Source organism: Halomicrobium sp. HArcht3-1 (assembly GCF_058933345.1).
This window is the reverse complement of record NZ_JBZYDM010000001.1, coordinates 336,414-353,108: the sequence shown is the minus strand read 5'-3', so window position 1 is coordinate 353,108 and position 16,695 is coordinate 336,414. Positions and strand designations below refer to the sequence as shown.

General features: G+C 65.3%; 17 protein-coding genes and 1 pseudogene. 7 read left to right on the top strand and 11 right to left on the bottom strand.

Annotation, left to right across the window (positions count from 1 at the left end; all coding sequences use genetic code 11):
- Positions 1–9: 9 nt before the first annotated feature.
- The 4 genes and pseudogenes from AC5FRW_RS01895 to AC5FRW_RS01880 all read right to left on the bottom strand — a co-directional run bounded on the left by AC5FRW_RS01895 (position 10) and on the right by AC5FRW_RS01880 (position 3,218).
- Positions 10–1,272, bottom strand: a complete 1,263-nt coding sequence (locus AC5FRW_RS01895) for a tRNA (N(6)-L-threonylcarbamoyladenosine(37)-C(2))-methylthiotransferase (protein ID WP_493566724.1) — start codon at positions 1,270–1,272, stop codon at positions 10–12.
- 156 nt (positions 1,273–1,428) lie between these two features.
- The gene (locus tag AC5FRW_RS01890) at positions 1,429–1,569 is read right to left on the bottom strand and encodes a DUF8054 domain-containing protein (protein ID WP_493566947.1); all 141 of its coding nucleotides are present in this window, start codon (positions 1,567–1,569) and stop codon (positions 1,429–1,431) included.
- 9 nt (positions 1,570–1,578) lie between these two features.
- Positions 1,579–1,887, bottom strand: a pseudogene (locus tag AC5FRW_RS01885) (DUF8054 domain-containing protein); the annotation flags it as partial.
- 29 nt (positions 1,888–1,916) lie between these two features.
- A complete protein-coding gene (locus tag AC5FRW_RS01880; RefSeq protein WP_493566723.1) occupies positions 1,917–3,218 on the bottom strand; it encodes an RNA-guided endonuclease InsQ/TnpB family protein in 1,302 nt (433 codons plus the stop codon).
- A gap of 415 nt (positions 3,219–3,633) precedes the next feature.
- On the opposite strand from AC5FRW_RS01880, the gene AC5FRW_RS01875 reads away from it, so the two are divergent.
- Positions 3,634–4,584 (top strand): M48 family metallopeptidase, encoded by a 951-nt coding sequence (locus AC5FRW_RS01875; protein ID WP_493566722.1) that lies wholly within the window; start codon positions 3,634–3,636, stop codon positions 4,582–4,584.
- On the opposite strand, the gene AC5FRW_RS01870 is transcribed toward AC5FRW_RS01875, so the two are convergent.
- The 3 genes from AC5FRW_RS01870 to deoC all read right to left on the bottom strand — a co-directional run bounded on the left by AC5FRW_RS01870 (position 4,581) and on the right by deoC (position 6,365).
- Positions 4,581–4,757: a hypothetical protein gene (locus tag AC5FRW_RS01870; RefSeq protein WP_493566721.1), complete on the bottom strand. Its 177-nt coding sequence runs from the start codon at positions 4,755–4,757 to the stop codon at positions 4,581–4,583. The two genes, AC5FRW_RS01875 and AC5FRW_RS01870, sit on opposite strands and share 4 nt — an antisense overlap.
- 127 nt (positions 4,758–4,884) lie before the next feature.
- A complete protein-coding gene (locus tag AC5FRW_RS01865; RefSeq protein WP_493566720.1) occupies positions 4,885–5,697 on the bottom strand; it encodes an SDR family NAD(P)-dependent oxidoreductase in 813 nt (270 codons plus the stop codon).
- Entirely contained in the window at positions 5,694–6,365 is a 672-nt protein-coding gene (deoC, locus tag AC5FRW_RS01860; RefSeq protein ID WP_493566719.1) for a deoxyribose-phosphate aldolase, read from the bottom strand. The genes AC5FRW_RS01865 and deoC overlap by 4 nt, the downstream gene beginning before the upstream one ends.
- Before the next feature lie 88 nt (positions 6,366–6,453).
- On the opposite strand from deoC, the gene AC5FRW_RS01855 reads away from it, so the two are divergent.
- Complete coding sequence (locus tag AC5FRW_RS01855; RefSeq protein ID WP_493566718.1) at positions 6,454–7,287, top strand: DUF63 family protein; 834 nt, start codon at positions 6,454–6,456, stop codon at positions 7,285–7,287.
- Positions 7,288–7,296: 9 nt separating this feature from the next.
- Here the strand turns inward: AC5FRW_RS01855 and AC5FRW_RS01850 are convergent, their stop codons facing one another.
- The 3 genes from AC5FRW_RS01850 to AC5FRW_RS01840 all read right to left on the bottom strand — a co-directional run bounded on the left by AC5FRW_RS01850 (position 7,297) and on the right by AC5FRW_RS01840 (position 8,974).
- Entirely contained in the window at positions 7,297–7,473 is a 177-nt protein-coding gene (locus AC5FRW_RS01850) for a hypothetical protein (protein WP_493566717.1), read from the bottom strand.
- A 118-nt stretch (positions 7,474–7,591) separates the two neighbouring features.
- Positions 7,592–8,020 (bottom strand): DUF8108 domain-containing protein, encoded by a 429-nt coding sequence (locus AC5FRW_RS01845; RefSeq protein WP_493566716.1) that lies wholly within the window; start codon positions 8,018–8,020, stop codon positions 7,592–7,594.
- A 24-nt stretch (positions 8,021–8,044) separates the two neighbouring features.
- Positions 8,045–8,974, bottom strand: coding sequence for a prohibitin family protein (locus AC5FRW_RS01840; RefSeq protein ID WP_493566715.1), 930 nt, complete (start codon positions 8,972–8,974; stop codon positions 8,045–8,047).
- A 148-nt stretch (positions 8,975–9,122) separates the two neighbouring features.
- Between AC5FRW_RS01840 and AC5FRW_RS01835 the strand changes: the two genes are divergently transcribed.
- Both AC5FRW_RS01835 and AC5FRW_RS01830 read left to right on the top strand, forming a co-directional pair.
- The gene (locus tag AC5FRW_RS01835; protein WP_493566714.1) at positions 9,123–9,848 is read left to right on the top strand and encodes a guanosine phosphorylase; all 726 of its coding nucleotides are present in this window, start codon (positions 9,123–9,125) and stop codon (positions 9,846–9,848) included.
- A 67-nt stretch (positions 9,849–9,915) separates the two neighbouring features.
- On the top strand, positions 9,916–11,382 hold the full coding sequence (locus AC5FRW_RS01830) for an HPP family protein (protein WP_493566713.1): 1,467 nt from the start codon (positions 9,916–9,918) through the stop codon (positions 11,380–11,382).
- A gap of 64 nt (positions 11,383–11,446) precedes the next feature.
- Here the strand turns inward: AC5FRW_RS01830 and AC5FRW_RS01825 are convergent, their stop codons facing one another.
- Positions 11,447–12,631 carry an NAD-binding protein gene (locus tag AC5FRW_RS01825; protein ID WP_493566712.1) on the bottom strand — a complete coding sequence of 395 codons (1,185 nt, stop codon included), beginning with the start codon at positions 12,629–12,631 and terminating at the stop codon, positions 11,447–11,449.
- 114 nt (positions 12,632–12,745) lie between these two features.
- Between AC5FRW_RS01825 and AC5FRW_RS01820 the strand changes: the two genes are divergently transcribed.
- The 3 genes from AC5FRW_RS01820 (at position 12,746) to AC5FRW_RS01810 (ending at position 16,674) form a co-directional block, all read left to right on the top strand.
- The gene (locus AC5FRW_RS01820) at positions 12,746–13,963 is read left to right on the top strand and encodes a potassium channel family protein (RefSeq protein WP_493566711.1); all 1,218 of its coding nucleotides are present in this window, start codon (positions 12,746–12,748) and stop codon (positions 13,961–13,963) included.
- On the top strand, positions 13,960–16,266 hold the full coding sequence (locus tag AC5FRW_RS01815) for a DUF8167 domain-containing protein (protein WP_493566710.1): 2,307 nt from the start codon (positions 13,960–13,962) through the stop codon (positions 16,264–16,266). The genes AC5FRW_RS01820 and AC5FRW_RS01815 overlap by 4 nt, the downstream gene beginning before the upstream one ends.
- Before the next feature lie 135 nt (positions 16,267–16,401).
- Positions 16,402–16,674 carry a ubiquitin-like small modifier protein 1 gene (locus tag AC5FRW_RS01810; protein ID WP_493566709.1) on the top strand — a complete coding sequence of 91 codons (273 nt, stop codon included), beginning with the start codon at positions 16,402–16,404 and terminating at the stop codon, positions 16,672–16,674.
- Positions 16,675–16,695 lie beyond the last annotated feature (21 nt).

The window sequence follows — 16,695 nt, the reverse complement described above, 5'->3', positions numbered from 1 at the left end:
AGGGTGTCGCTAGACCGGCTCGCCGAACGCGTACACCGTGTTGTGGCTGGTGATCTCGCAGTCGACGAACTCGCCGACTTCCAGTCCGCGGTCCTGCGCGTCGGCCACGACGACCTGCCGGTAGGCCTCGTCGTACCCCACGAGTGACTCGTCGGTGCCGTCCTCGGTCAGCAGCACCCGTTTCTCGTCGCCGATCATGGCCTCGTAGGCCGCGCCGGTCACGTCTATCTTCAGTTCGGACATGGCCTTCGATCGGTCCTTCTTGGTCTGACCGCCCAGTCCCTTCATCTCGGCGGCATCGGTGCCCGGACGCTTCGAGAAGCGCGTGACGTTGATCTTCTCCGGGCGAGTCTCCCGCAAGAGGGCCATCGACTGCTCGAAATCGGCGTCAGTTTCGCTGGGGAAGCCAACGATGAAGTCAGTCGACAGCGTCCAGTAGTCGAGATGGTCGTCGAAGGTGTCGACGACCTCGACGTACTCGGAAACGGCGTGCTGGCGGCGCATGTCCGCGAGCACGTCGTCGCTGCCCGACTGGACGGGCGCGTGCAGGAAGTTGTACAGTTCGTCGTGCTGGGCGAAGACGGCGGCGAGTTCCTCGCGGACGCCGTGGACGCCCTTGGGATTGGCCATCCCGACCCGGACCCGAAAGTCGCCGTCGATCTCGGTGCAGATCCGGTCGAGCAGTTCGGGCAGCAGACTCTCGCCCTGATTGCGGTCCCAGCCGTAGACCCCCGTGTCCTGACCCGTAATGCGGATCTCCTTGGCTCCGGCGTGGACCAGCGCGCGGGCCTTCTCGACGTTTTCCTCGACGGAGGGCGACTCGATCCGGCCGGTCGCGTGCTTGGTGATGCAGTACGAACAGTCGGACATACAGCCCCGAGCGATCGGGAGGATGCCGACCACGCCGTCCAGCACGGTCTCGGTGTCGGGCGTGACGGTCGGACACTCGCCGTTGAGGACGTGCTGGGGTACGTCGTCCCAGTGGAGGATTTCGGCGTCGACGCCCGCGTCCCGAAACTCCTCGCCCTGTGCGAGTGCCATACAGCCCGTGATGACCAGATCGGCGGGCGTCTCGGCGTCCAGTTCCTCGGCCCGCCGGAGCATGTTGCGCTCGGTCTTCTCGACGACGGTACAGGTGTTGAGGATCGCCACGTCGGCCTCCTCGGGTCCTGCTGCCGGGTGGTGCCCGCCCTCGCGGAGCGCCTGCTCGATCTCCTGGGTCTCGCCGCGATTTGACGTACACCCGTACGTCTCGATGTGATACTGGGCCATGCGCTGCGTTACTACTCTCTTGTCGCTCGCGGGCAAAAGCGCGACGGATTCCGATCGAGTGTAGCGCACACGCTGCTCCTCGTAACCCTGCTCACGGAGGGTCGGTAGCGGGCCTGCGACGGCGGACGGAGCATCGAATGGGAAGCAACAATAGAACTACGAAATTGGTTTCTCGACAATTCGAGCATCACTCCCGGTGCAAACGACCGCAGTGACGTCTCTGGTTGAACAACAGGACTCGACAGTTTCTTGCTGGACGGTGGTTGCGCTGCCATCCGGACACTCTCTGAGGAAGATTCGAAGCCCAGCTAAGATGTGCGCTCTCGTGTTCCCGTCGAGATCTGTCCACTGGCGGTGCTGTTGTTTGAGTGCTTTAGCAGCCGCCAGGTCCACGCGGAGAGCCGTCTCCGACGGCCACTGAACCATGAGACCCCCCTCCAGAACCAGGCTGACTCCATCACCATCGTGGCTCGTCAATTCGCCGTTTGCCTCTGTGCCCAGGATAGACACGATTTCTTCGACGTCCACGCTATCGGTCTCCGCTACCTCGGCTTCCCACCGTTCTGCGAATACGTCGTTGAGGCATAGGTCGTCCTCATCAGAACACGGCTCAAGTACATCAGTCGCTAGTGAACTACCCTACCCTACTCGCTCACGGCTGACGCCGTTCGCTCCTTGAGGGTAGGGCTTCCTGCTTCCACGACGCGCTTTGCAGACACAACCACAGTGTCCACAGGGAGCGCAGTCTCCACAGGCGTTGATTCGGAGTGTCCCACTCCTACTTCTGCAAGACCGCGAGTGAGGATATTCCACGCCGCGTTCGCGTCCCTGTCCGCTTCAAATCCACAAGACGGGCAAGAGTGTTCACGGACCCACAGCGGTTTGTCCGTCTCCACACCACAAGAGGCACACTCTTTGGTTGTCCCTCTCGGGTTGACCGCGACGAAGTGCGTTCCTTCACGCTCGCACTTGTATTCGAGCAACGAGAGGAACGTTCGCCACGCAGCAGACGCGGTATTGCGGCTGTTCGACGGTACCTCCATCATCCCCTTAACGTTCAGGTCTTCGACTGCTACGAGGTCGTACTCCCGAGCGTAGTAGTTCGAGAGCTTGTGGAGGAAGTCGCAGCGCTTCCGTCGGAGGTCGGCGTGACACTCCGCAACGCGCTGCCGTTGCTTCTCCCAGTTGTTCGACCCGTGTGCTTTCCGTGAGAGCTTCCGTTGCTCGCGCTCCAAGCGGTCGCGCTCGTCTGAGAGGTCGAGCGACCCGACCGCCGTGCCGTCGGTGTCGTGGGCGTACTTCAGGATGCCCACGTCGACTCCGACGCACTTCTCGGGTTTCTCAGGCGGTTCGGGTGGTTCACGGTCTATTTGGACGCCGAAGGTGGCGAACCACTCGCCCGTCGGTTCCTTCTTGACCGTGACCTGCTTAACGGTGGCGTCGTCCTCAAAAATCGGAGATTTCTGATGGGCTGCACAAGAGCTGTCGCTCTTGTGAACGTCGGGGATAGCCCGGTGGAGTCGTATCGGTATGTCCGCGAGTTTCGAGAGTGATAGGACAGTCTGACCGCCCTTCTTGTCGAGCTTGAAGCCAGACTGACTGTACGTGAAACTGCGGAACTCCCGTGGCGGCTTCCACTTGAGTTGGCCGACGCCGTAGCCGTTCTCCTTGAGTGTGGAGAGGCCTTTGAGGTTGTCGAACAGCCGCTCGACGACAGTTTGGAGGACCTTCGAGTACACGTCGGAGAGGTCGTCCCACCACTTTTTGAGGGCGGGTAGCTCCGACCGCAGGGTGGTCATGGACGGCAGTTCACCGTGTTCGTCTTGGTACTCGTTGAGGCGGTAGAGCGTGTGGTTGTACAGTTGCCTACAAATGTCTCGGTGGCGGTCCAACTCCTCGCGGTGGGCGTCGGACGGCTTGAGACGGTACTTGTAGGCGTAGTACATTGGCTACTCGCGTTCCTCGATAAGTTCGTCCAGTTGCTCCCGGACGAATGACGATAGATTGAGGTGTTGGTCCTCAATCCACTCGTCTTGGTCCTCCCGAATGGTGATTGTCTTCCGTTTCACCGTAATGCACGGTATGCACGCTACACGTATAGTGGCTTCGGTAGACGTGGGCCTGTGAGCCTGCAACAGTTCAGGGTACGGGCAGATGATGACGGCGCTGTATCCCCGCCCTACTGCGCTACTCGGCCTCCGGCCTGCGTTGCTCCTTAAGCACGGGGGCTTAGCGCCTGTATTTAGCTAATTTTTATTGTTATAAATTGGCGATTCTGCGGTTGTGACGTCGATCCGCAACCGACTATTTCGACAGCGAACGAACTTTATCTGAGGGGGCCAAAAGAGAAAGTATATCGGGATGCCAACGCTCTCGGCACTCTCCCTCCGGGCCGGTGTCTCGTTGCTCATCACCGCCCTCGCGCTCCTCGTGACTCTCGGGATCGCGGCTTCACTGGGCGTCGTGTTGGCCATGGTCGTTTCTGCGTTCGCTGCAGACGCACTCGCGCTGGGTTCGCTCACGGTCCCAAATGCGGGCTGGCGGTTGTTCTGGGGAGTCTCGGGACTCGTCGCTATCGGTGTCACCACAAATCTGATCCGACGGACGATCCGGCAGGACCGTGAGCGGCTCCTCGCAGACACGCGGCCACTCGGCGAGTCCGAAGGCGGATTCTCGATCGAGGGGACTGTCGAGCAGTTCGCGATGCAACTGGCGGTTTCGACGCCCGATATCCGGATTCGGGAGACGGCGTTTCCGATCGCCTACACCACCTGCCGGCCGGACGATTCGATCGTCCGCACGTCCGGTGTGAGCCCGGTGATCGTCCTCTCCACTGGTCTCCTCGACCGCCTATCTGAGGCGGAGGCCACGGCAGTACTCGCTCACGAGTGCTCACACGTCGCCAACGGCGACCACCTCGTGATGACGTGGATTCGTGTCCCGCTCCTGTACGCGGAACTCTTGGGCCCACAGCTGGGTCGTCCGTCGAATCTCATCGAGGCTGGCGCGACGATCGTCGGATCTGTGGCAGCGGCCGGTGTCGGGCTGTTTTCTCGCGGACGTGAACTTGCAGCGGATCGCGCCGCGGCAGAGTTGACGGGGAACCCGGCGGCACTGGCGTCCGCGCTCGCGCGACTTCTCGAAGAAACGAAAACACCACCTGTGGAAGATCTCCGCCGTCACGCCCGCTCGACGAGCTCACTCGCCGTGTCTCCGGTCGAAGGCGACGGACGTTTCAGCCACGTCACTGCTGTCCATCCATCGCTCGAGCGTCGACGTGTCCGCCTCCAGTCTATCGACGGCCGTTCCTAGCGCATCTCGTCGAGCGCGCAGACGGTGTCGGACATGAGCCAGGCGTCGTCGCTGTCCTCGGCTTCGATCGAGAGGGCGAAAAAGGAGTCACGGCCGTCGTCGAGGGTGATGTGATAGCCCTGGCTCGTCAGGTGCTGGGGGTCGTGTTCGGGGGTCGAAGTGCCAGTGGTCACGTTCGGGCTAGTCGGCTGGCAGGGAAAACCCTCACGGTCGGTAAAACGGGCGCTAGAGCCACTCAAACACACTGTTAGAACCGAGTGTCGTCGGTCAGTTTCCACCCGAAATTGGGGTGAATCACAGCTACCGGACGGTGTAACCGCCGTCGATCAGGACCGACGAACCGGTCATGTACCACGACGCGTCGCTGGCGAGGTAGACGACGAGTGGCGCGATGTCTTCGGGCCGGGCCATCTCGTCGAGCAACATCTCCGATTTCCACAGCGACTCCAGTTCGGGGTCCTTGCGCAGAGCCTCGTCGACGGGGTCGGTGCGGACGTACCCCGGCGCGATGGCGTTGACTCTGATCCCGTCGGCAGCCCACTCCGAGGCCAGTTGCTTCGTAAAGGAGTCGACCGCACCCTTCGTGGCGTTGTAGGCGACCTGATGCTGGGGGTAGTTGGCGACGCGGGCCGACATCGAGGAGAGATTGACGATCGAGCCGACGCCGCCGCGGGCGACCGCTCCGTCTCGGTCGTCGGCGGTGTCGAGCATCGCACGACCGGCGTGTTTCGCACAGCGGAAGGTACCCGTGAGGTTCACGTCGACGACCCGCTGGAACTGCTCGACGGTCATCTCTTCGGCGGGTGCGTGGACGGTGATTCCGGCGTTGTTGACCAGCACGTCCAGCCCGCCGAATTCGTCGACGGTCGCCTCCACGAGTGCTTCGACCTGCGCTTCGTCGGTCACGTCAGCTTCGTAGGCTCGCACCGTCGCGTCGGTCGCCGCCTCGATTTCCTCGGCGGCCTGCTGGCCGCTGTCGGCGTCGCGATTGCCGATCGCCACGTCCGCGCCCGCCTCGGCCAGCGCTTGCGCGATGGCCCGGCCGATGCCGCGGTTGCCGCCGGTGACGATGGCCGTCTGGCCGTCGAGCGCGAAGCGGTCGAGGACGCTCATCGGTCCCCCGCCTCCTCGCCGTCGTGGTCGACAGCCTCCGACTGTGCAGCGGCCCACTCCTCGACGATCCGGACGCCACTCGATGCACCGATCCGCTCGGCACCGGCGTCGAACATCGCCTCGGCCTCAGCCCACGAGCCGATACCGCCGCTGGCCTTCACCGGGCGGTACTGACTGAGCAGTTCCACGTCGGCGACGGTCGCGCCACCCTCCGAGAAGCCGGTGGCAGTCTTCAGAAAGTCCGCACCGGCGTCGGCGACGATCTCGCCGATCCGGTGCTTCTCTTCGTCGGTCAGGAGCGGTGCTTCGACGATCACCTTCACCGGGACCGGGACGGTCGCGACGACCTCGGCGACGGTGCGCCTGACGGCGTCGTCCTCGCCGGCTTTCAGTTGGCCGACGTTACACACCAGATCGAGTTCGTCGGCACCATCCTCCCACGCCCGACTGGCGGCGGCGACCGCGTCCGTCGCTCCCTGCCCGTGGGGAAAGTCGATCACCGTCACGAGCGGGACGTTCGCGTAGTCGTCGGCACGGGCAACGTAGCACGGCGGGATGCAGGCGCGCATCCCGTGTTCGAGCGCCGCGTCCAGCACCGCCTGCACGTCGGCCCACCGCGTCGTCGGTCCCAGCACCGTGTGTTCGATCCGTTCGGGGACGGAGTCCATATCCGGGCATCGACTCGCTGGCACGTAAGACTCCCGGCGACCGTTCGAGGTCGGAACACTTTCGACGCTCCGCGACGGTGGCCGGGATATGCAGATCTTACCGACAGGGTTCGCGCTGCCGGCCCTGCCGTATCTCGTCGTCTTGCTGGGTGGGACGGGACTGGTGACGGTCCTCCTGTCGGCGGCACAGCCCGAGGTCGAACAGAAGCTAGTCGTCGCACTCGTGCCGTGGATGGCGATCGGGGGCGCACTCCACGCCTTCGAGCAAGTCGGGCTGTACCCGTCGCTATACAAACCACTGTTCGGGACACCCGCCGTGTACTTCACGACGTACATCCTGACTGCCGGCGTCTGGCTGGTGTTACAGGGTGTCGGGATCGTCCGCGGGAACGAAGGTAGCGTCGGCAGAAACCTCGGACTAGTCGGCACGGCGATCCTCGTCGTCCTGCTGGTCATGCGAGTCTGGCAGGTGTTCAGCCAGCCGACGTTCTCGCCAGTGTGGTCGGCCCTGTCGGTCATCGGCGCGCTCGTGGTCGCCGCCGTCGTCGTCCTCGCGATCAGCCTCTGGCGGACGCCGGTGTTCGTCCGAACGCGCTACGCTGGCCCGGTCGTCATCTTCGCCCACGCACTCGATGGTGTCTCGACCGCTATCGGCACCGACGTGCTCGGCGTGGCCGAGCGCTCGCCCCTGCCACGGGAGATCATGGGTCTCGCCGGACGGCTACCGACCGCAGAGCTACTCGGCGTCGGCTGGCTGTTCGTGCTCGTCAAACTCGTCGTCGCCGCGGCCATCGTCGTCTCGTTCAACCGCTACGTGCAAGAAGAGCCGGTCGAAGGATCGCTCGTCTTCGCGCTGATCGCCGCCGTCGGTCTCGGTCCGGCGACCAACAACATCTTCCTCTTTCTCGGCGCTGGCGTCTGAAACAGATTTTCAGGCAGGCTCTGCCAGCCTGACACCGTCGAGTTCGACGCCCTCGTGCCCGTCGGCGGCCGCGCGGTCTTTGGCCCGCTGGATGGCACCTCCGGGTCGCTTGAGGTCGCCATCGACGAGGTAGGTGATCGGGTCGCTCTCGTCGTCGACGCTGAGCCTGACTTCTAGCTGTGGCATATCCTGACTTTCAGCACAGAAAACAATATGTGTTCGGGTCACGCCAGCGGTCAGGTGCAGCGAAGCCCACGCTGTCGGTCCGTGTGGCCCGATGGACCCGATGAGAGGATAGGAACCGTCACCGACCGCGTTCGAGTTCACGGTCGATAGCGTCCAGTTCTGCCTCGTCAGTGGCCGCGAGCGGGTCGGCACACACCGCACAGAGGGTCGTCTCTGTCGTCGACAGGCGAACGAGTGGGACACCGAGGAACACGAACTCCCGATGCGTGGTACGGGACTCGCCCGCCCCCTCCCGATCAGTACAGGAGTCACAGGGTGTCGTCTCGGAGAGCTGAATCGTGGTGGACTCGGTCCGTTCGAACGTGCCCGACGCGATCCGTGGATAGGGTGACGGCGACCCGGTCACGATCTGGACGGCCACGTATCCAAGCCCGAGGACCACTGCACACAAAAGCGGGAGGAGGAGGAACCCCGACGCCCGAGCCATCGCTACCAGTAGCACGAAGAGGAGGGCGATGACGGTAGCGGCAGTGGCGTATCGTCGCATCTGGAACACGTCGTGTCGGTGGTGTTAGCGCGTACTCTCGTTGTCTGTCGTGTTGCGCTGGCTCGTGGGCGTGGCGTCGTCGGTCACGTCACGCGTGAGGGTGACTCCGCCCTCCGCCGGGACGTAGATCGTGTTCTCGTTCTCGCGCAGCGCCTCGATGTAGCGCAGGTCGAGTACCTCGGGGTTCTGGCGGAGTGCGTTGCCCTTGATGCGGATCTGTTCGGCCTCGGCCTCCGCTTCGATGACCTGACGCTCCTTGTTCTTCTGGGCGACCTCGATCTCGTACTCGGCCTCTTCGATCTTCTGTTGTTTGACCTTCTTCTGCTCGATAGATTTCGCGTACTCGTCGGGGAGGCGAACGTTTCGGATCTGCACGCTCTCGATGACGATCCCGCTCCCGTTGGTCTCTGCCTTGAGCACCTCTTCGACGGCCAATTTCAGGCGCGTCTGGCCCTCACCGGTGTAGATGTCGGTGACGTCGATGTTTCCACCCTCGGTCCGCAGCACCGAGCGGACGGTCGGACGGATGAGGCGTGTCTCCGCGGTCGGGAGGTTTCGGTACTGTTCGTGGAACTGCGGTGCGTCGCGGGGCGTGACGCGGTAGCGGACGGTCACGTCGACGTCGACGTGTAGACCGTCCTGCGTGAGGACGCGTACCGAGTCGTCCTGATTCGCGTTGGCACCCTCGCCGGACTGATGACTCATCGTGTACGTCTGTGGTCGTGTCGGAATGCTGACCGTCCCCTGAACGATGGGAGTGATGAAGTGCCAGCCGGGTTCGAGCACGGTGCCCGTGACCGCACCCTGATTCTTGACGACCTTCACGTTCCCCTCGTTGACGCCTTGGAAGGCCATCACGCCACCGATCAGGCCGACGAGGAGCATCAGTGCGAGACCGATCGTTGTCGCGGATCTGAGCAGTCCGCCAGTGTCCAGTGGAGGGCTATCGCTCATATTTCAGCTCCTGATTAGGATTATCTACACATAATCCTGACTACTTGCGAGTTACATTTCAGGATGGATCGACACGACGAGCCGTCACAGTCGAACGGAGCGGCTTCGAAGGGAGACCATTTTATCGCTCTCGGTCCTCGCCACTCGTATGGCGAAACAGCCCCACCTGCTGGTCGAAGACGGTGACCTGAACGACATCGCGCTCGTGCCGGGTGACCCCGGCCGCGTCGACCGGATCGCCGCCCAGTGTGAGAACGTCGAGACCGTCGCACAGAACCGCGAATACAAACTCGTCAACGCCACCTACGAGGGCCGCGCGCTGACGATCTGTTCGACCGGCATCGGCTCCCCGTCGGCGGCCATCGCCGTCGAGGAACTCCACGCCGTCGGCGTCGAGACGATCATCCGCGTCGGGACGACCGGCGCGCTCCAGGCAGACATCGAGATCGGTGACATGGTCGTCGCGACCGGGGCCGCAAAGGACGAGGGGACGACGAAACGCTACGAAGACGAGAGCGTCCCCGCAGTGCCCGATTACGACGTGCTGTCGGCACTCGTCGACGCCGCCGAAGCGAACGACGAAGCGGTCCACGTCGGTCCCATCGCGACCGACGACGCGTTCTACGCCGAGACCGAGGAGTACGTCGACGCGTGGGAGGCCGCGGGCCTGCTCGCCGTCGAGATGGAAGCGGCCGCGCTGTTCTCGCTGGCTCGTCGCAAGGGGATGGCCGCGGGCGCGATCTGTACGGTCGACGGCAACCTCGTCGAGGGCACCCAGAAGGGCGAGACCGAGGACGAGGAACTGCCCGAGAAGGCAAGGAACAACGTCGAGCGCGCCATCACGCTCGCACTGGAGACCGCCGCGTCGCTGTAGCCGCCCACGGTTCCGTAGCCACCCACGGTCCCGAAACCTCTTGTCGGCGGACGACTGCAGGGATGGTATGCGCGACCGGGTGCGCCGGGTGGTCGCGACGACAGTCTCGCGACTGCGCCGGATCGAACGGCGCGAACTTCGAGAGCTTCGCGACTGGCTCGAACGCACCTCCACGATCGTCCACCTCTCGGTGCTCCTCTTTGTCCCGCTGTTGATCGCCTTCGTCACCTACCTCTCGAACACGCTCGATGCCCTCTCCTTCCTGCTCTTTCCGCCGCTTGCGTCGGGTGCGTACACCCTCTTTGCCAACCCCGACAGCGAGTACGCCGATCCCACGCAGTTCGTCGGTGGCCTGACCGCTGGGGCCGCCTGTGGCTGGGCCGGACTGGTCGTCTCGAATCAGTTCGTCGCCGGCCCGACGACGGCACTGGGCGTGACGGCCGTCTCCGCCGCGCTCTCGGTCCTGCTGGTCGGCACGGTCACGTGGCTGCTGACCCTCGAAGAGCCGTCGGCGTACTCGACGGCGTTGCTCGGCCTGCTCGTCCCGCCGGCCCAGCAGCCTGCCTTCCTCGTGAGCGTCCTGGCTTCGACGGCCATCGTCGCCGCCGTCTTCCTCGTCTGGCGACGGGAGTTCTACGAGCGGCGTGCGACCGTCCTCTACCAGTCGGTCAAGGGTGACGACCACGTCCTCGTCCCGATGTACGGCGACCACCCCGGTTCGACGGTGATGCTCGGCGCACGCATCGCCGGTGCCCACGACGCCGGCAAGGTCGTCCTGCTCGACGTGGTCGACGACGAGGAGATCGCACGCGCCGAGCGGGACCTGCTCGACAGGCACGAACGCGTCGACATCGCGACCTCGGTGCCCGATAGCGAGACAGACGTGTGGGACGCAGTCGACCGCTCGGCCGTCACCGACACCGTCGACAGTCTGGAGACGCGCGCCCGCCGGATCGAGACGAAAGTCGGGGTCCCCTGCGAGGTCGTCGTCGCCGTCGACGGTGGCTCGCTCGGCGACACGATTCTCGCGACGGCCGCCGAGACCAACTGTGATCTGATCGCGACCCCCTACGCCCAGCGTCACGGCCGGCTGGCACCGTTCGTCCGCGACCTGTTTCGCAGCGACGTGGACGTGCTGGTCCATCGCTCGAACAGCGACCGAACCGAGTGGAAGCGCGTGCTGGTCCCGGTGCGCCGGGCCAGTGACGTGGCCCACAGCATGATCGACTTCGCGATCCGACTGGCCGGCGCGAGCGGGCACGTTGGCGTCTGTACCTGTATCGGTGACACCGGCGACCGCCGACGCGCCGAGTCGATGCTCTCGAACCTCGCGAACCCCTTCGACGCGCCGATCGAGACTCGCGTCTCGCGTGAGCAGATCGTCCCCTTCCTCCACCAGAGTGCCCCCTACTACGATCTGGTGCTGATCGGCGCGAGTCGGGATCGCAGTGCTGCCTCACGACTCGTCGCCCCACCGACGTTCGAGGGGATCAGGGCGCTGAACGCCGACGTTGCGATCGTCGACCGGGGCTAGCAGACGACGGTGATCGTCCAACCGTCACGCCGGTATCGACGACGAACTCGAAAGATCGTGCGTCTTAGAGTTCGTCGGAGAGGATTCTATCGGCGAGCGTCTCGGAATCCTCGTCGCCGAGTGCCGATTCGACGAGCAGGTGACCACCGATGGCGGCGGGGCTGATGACTGCGTCTGCGCCGGCCCGACGGAGTTTCGTGACGTTCTCGCGGTCGGTGGCAGCAGCGACGATGCGGATGTCGGGATTCAATTGTCTGGCCGTCAGGATCGCCAGCGCGTCCTGTGCGTCGTCGTTGGTCGCGGCCATCACCGCCCGCGCTCGCTCGATGCCGGCGCGGTGCAACGGTTCTTCGTCACTGGGATCGGCCGTCAACACGGGGATGTCTCGTTGCTGGAGATCGGCCGCGTCCTCCGGGTCCTCCGTGACGACGACGAAGTCGACAGCGGCTTCGAGTTCTTCGAGGATCGGTTCGCTCAGGTCGCCGTAGCCGAGGACCAGAATGTGATCCTCGAGCAGGTCGAGTTGTGATTCCGTCATGGTACCGAGTGCTTTGGTGATGCGACTCTGGATCGCCGGGCCGAGCACCGACCCGAGTGCCAGCGCGAAGCTAGACGTACCGATCACGACCACCGAGATCGCAAAGAGGCGGGCTGCCTGTGACTGGGGGTCCGGCGACACGTCACCGTATCCGACCGTACTGGAGGTGACGATGGCGAAGTACAGCGCGTCGGTCAGCGTCGTGACGCCGCCGAACTGGTCGCGCAGCGCGTAGGTCCCGGCGGTGATGTAGATCTGGCCGCCGACGAGCGCGGCGATGGCGGCCTGCTGGGTCGTCGAAATGTCCAGCGGACGGTCGAACACGTGACGATTGACCAGCACCGCCGGCAGCGACAGGACCGAGAGGACGATCAGTGGGAACGAGACAGGAAGTTCGCCGAGATAGGGAACCGAGACGACGCCCTGGAGCAAGCCCTGAACCGCCGTCAGCGGGAGCAACAGCACCGTCGCCCACCAGCCCGCGCGGTACCGACGGCGAAGCCCCGAGACGGCAAAGAGCAACAAGAAGCCGGTCAGCGCGCCGGTAAAGCCGACCGTGCGTTCGATGGCGGCCGGGAGATACGGCGCGAGCGGTCCCGACACCGTCGCCGCACTGATGTTCGTGACGCCACTGAGAAAGGAGAGAACGGCGACGAGCGTCGGTAACAGGATGACAGCACGGACGCCGACCCAGTCGCGAATCCTGTCCATATCGGCTTGCTCGCCCGAACGGGAGTAAAGCTTGTCTTCTGACGAGGTGGAGCTGGTCCGATCAGCGTCAGACGCGCCGATACGCCTATTGAACAGGAGCGACAGGAGTGTGACATGGCTTCAGCTCCGGTCGAAGTGCTCCTCGGGATCTATCTGGGACTGCTCGTCGGGATCATCCCGGCACTCGTCTCCTGGGGACTCGCCTTTACTTTTCGCTACTTTGCAGGCGTCACCGTCCCCTCGTTCGGTGTCGCCGTCCTCGCTATTGCACTCGCGGGCGTCAACGGCGGCCTGCTGGCGCTTGCCGACAAGTCGATCACGTCCAGCCCCGACGCCGAGCGGATCATCGTCGCCATCGTCGTGGTCAGCATGGCGTCGATGTACGCCCACAGCAAGGGCGACGCGATGGGCGCGAACTTCCCGAAGCGACTCACACTCAAATCGCTACGGAGCAAGACCCTCTCGAAGGATGTCGTCGAATTCGTCGGGGGCAATCGGGAGGTCCGTATCCGCGTCGTCGGCGAAGTGGCCGACATGGAGGGGTACCCACCGCTGCCCGAACCGCTCCGGGCCGAGATTCGCGGCGGCGAGTGGACCTTCCCGGCGGATCTACGGCTCGACGAACTCGAAGGGCGGATGGAAGAACGACTCAAGACGGAGTTCGATCTGGGCGACGTGGCCGTCACCATCGACGAACGGGGTCGGGCGAGCGTCGTCGCCGCACCGCCGTTCTCGGGACTCTCGAAACGCATCGACGACGGCCGCCACGCCGTCTCCGTCGACGCCCTGCTCCCGACGGGGCTGGCTCGGGGTGACGAGGTGACCTTGCTGGCCCCCGACGCACAGGTCCGAGGGACGCTCGTCAGCGCCCGGTCGGACACCGCGGCGACGCCAGTCGAACCCGACGAACCAGATATCGATGGCGAGGAGAAACCGCCCAAGCCAGTGCTGGCTCCGACGACCGACGGCGGCGAGGGACGACTCACCGCCGCCGTCCATCGGACCGACGCGCAGCCACTGCTGCGGGCCTCGCGTGCGAAGGTCGTCGTCGAACCCCGCGGGACCCGTCGCGAGTACGAACTGGTCTCCCTGCTCCGGCGTGCGGGGATGCGGTTCCGGCGCGTGACACCCCATAGCGGCGGCCCGCTGGACGGCATCGCACTCGGGAACGCAGCCCTCCGAGACACCTACGGCGTGGCGGTCTTCGCGGTCCGAAAGTCGGGTGGCTGGCAGATCGCACCCGACGACGCGACGGAACTGGTCGCCGGCGAACAGTTGTTCGTCGTCGGCACGCGCGGGGACCTCGACGGCTTCGAGGAGGCGGTCGCGTGATCCTCCAGTTGACCGCCGGGACCAGCGGGGCGATCATCGACACCGCCGCCCGGATCGTCGGCACGGCCGTCCTCGCCGGCTTTCTGTCCGCCGCCGTCTCGCTCCTGTACCGCTGGTACGTCCGCGAGCGCGTCCCTGTCGGACTGGCACTGCTGGTGGGGCTGGCCGGCGTCGCACTCGTGGCCGGCACCACGTCGCTGCTAGCCCAGGAACTCGCGCCCGACGGACCGGACCCGGACGCGCTGGCTGCGCTCGCGAACGTCGTTACGTTCCTCGTTGGCGGCGTCGGAGCCTACACCGGCATGCAGGTCGGGGACGCGCTCGGCGTCGACCTGTTCGCCGCGACCGGCGGCAATCAGATCGACGGTGAAGTGAGCGAACTGGTCAAGACGGTCGGCCGGGTCATCTCGGTCGACGTTCCCGACGACATCGACGACATCGTCGGCTACGATCCCGTCCCCGAGACCACGAAAGAGAAGCTGGCGGGCCACACCTTCTTCTTCCCGCGCCGTCTGACACAGGCCCAACTGCGCGAGCGGTTCGTCTCGCGGCTCAAGACCGACTACGGCGTCGGTCACGTCGACGTGGAGTTCGACGACACCGGCGCGATCGATTATCTCGCGCTCGGTTCACGAGCCGCCGGGATCGGGCCGACGCTGCCGCCCGCGACCAACGCGGTGGCGATCCGCGCCGACCCCGCCCACGCCGCCAGTGCGGGCGACCTCGTACAGGTCTGGGAGACTGACCCGATGCGCCGGGTCCTCACTGGGGAACTCCGTGGCGTCGCCGGCGAGATCGTCACCGTCGCCATCGATGCCGCCGACACGCCGAAACTCGACCCGACGACCGAGTACAAGCTCGTCACGCTCCCGGTCGAGGACCGGCCCGACCGGGAGTTCGCCTCCCTGTTGCGAGCCGCCGACGAGACGCTGGCGACGATCACCGTCCAGCCGGGCAGTCGTGCCGACGGCATGGCGGTCGACTCGCTCGGGGTGACCGTGGCGGCGATCACCCGCGAGGACGAGCAGCCGACGGCGCTGCCTGACCGGGATCGGACGCTCCGGGGCGACGATGTCCTCTACGCCATCGCGACGCCCGACGCACTCCGAAAGCTGACGGCAGCCACCGAAGCGCCCGAGAATGGCGTTGTCGACGACATCGGAGACCGGACGACATCGCCGGCCGAATCGCCTGCCGACGCCATCCCATCGGCCGGAGCGGGAGACGACACCGACACGAACGCGGATCGGTCGAGTGCTCGAACGGCCATCGAATCGACGACCGACGAGTCACCGATAGACGAGTCACCGACCGACGAGGAGGAGGACGACGAACGACCCGACGACGGCCCCGAGCAGGTCGACGCCGATTCGACGCCGACAGCAGACGACGGCGCGACCGCACGGATCAAGGACAGCGACGACGACGCTGGCGGCACGGCAGACGACGGTGACAACGAGACGGACGGCGACGGCGGTGAGGAGCCGACGATACCGAGCGGAGCGGCCTTCCCCGACACCGATGACCTCCCCGGCATCGGTGAAGGGGTGACGGCAGCGGGCGACGAGGCGGCCGATCTCACCGACGACGACGCGATCCCGGACACCGCCGCGTTCCCAGACACCGACGACCTTCCGGGGACGACGGCCCCCGACGACAGCGAGGACGACGACACCGACCCGTCAGCGACAGTCGGTCGCGACGAGGAACGCACCGACAGCACGGAGCGGGGCGACGGGGACGACAGCACGGAGCGGGGCGACGGGGACGACAGCACGGAGCGGGGCGACGGGGACGACAGCACGGAGCAGAGCGACGGGGACGACAGCACGGAGCAGAGCGACGGGGACGACAGCACGGAGCAGAGCGACGGGGACGACAGCACGGAGCAGAGCGACGGGGACGACAGCACGGAGCAGAGCGACGGGGACGACAGCACGGAGCAGAGCGACGGGGACGACAGCACGGAGCAGAGCGACGGGGACGACAGCACGGAGCAGAGCGACGGGGACGACAGCACGGAGCAGGGCGACGGGGACGACAGCACGGAGCAGGGCGACGGGGACGACAGCACGGAGCAGGACGACGGGGACGACAGCACGGAGCGGGGCGACGGGGACGACACCGCTGCGTCCGCCGGTGCGGACGAGGGCACCGAGTCGGACGACGAAGAGAGTACGGGCGGGAGCTTCGCCGATCTACTCGAAGAGGGTGCGGCGATGGACGACGACGGACTCGACGAGCTACTGGCCGAGGACCCCGAAGACGAGAGCAAAGACGACGAGACCACGGACGCCGACTGAGTGGCAAGCGGGATCGTGTCAGACAGGGGAGCACCAATCGCGACTCTGAAGCACCGCTCGAAAACGACTGCTTATCCGAACACGACCGCGTGCAGGGACACAAAGCCTTTCGTGCCCGAGAACGGCTATCGAGCTATGCACTGGCGGCTCTTCGCGACGCTGGCCGAGGCGGCCGGCGAGGACCGGGTGACGGTCGAGGACGCCGAGACGATCGGGGAGGCACTCGATGCGTTGCTCACGGCCCATCCCGCACTCGAAGCGGCGGTGCTCGACGAGGACGGTGAACTGGTCGATCACGTGCGCTTGCTCCACGACGGCGACGACCCGTTCGCTGGCGGGAAGGGGCTGGCGACACCAGTCGACGCCGACGACGAACTGGCGCTGTTTCCACCGGTCAGCGGCGGCTGAGAAGACGGTGCAGTACAGGAC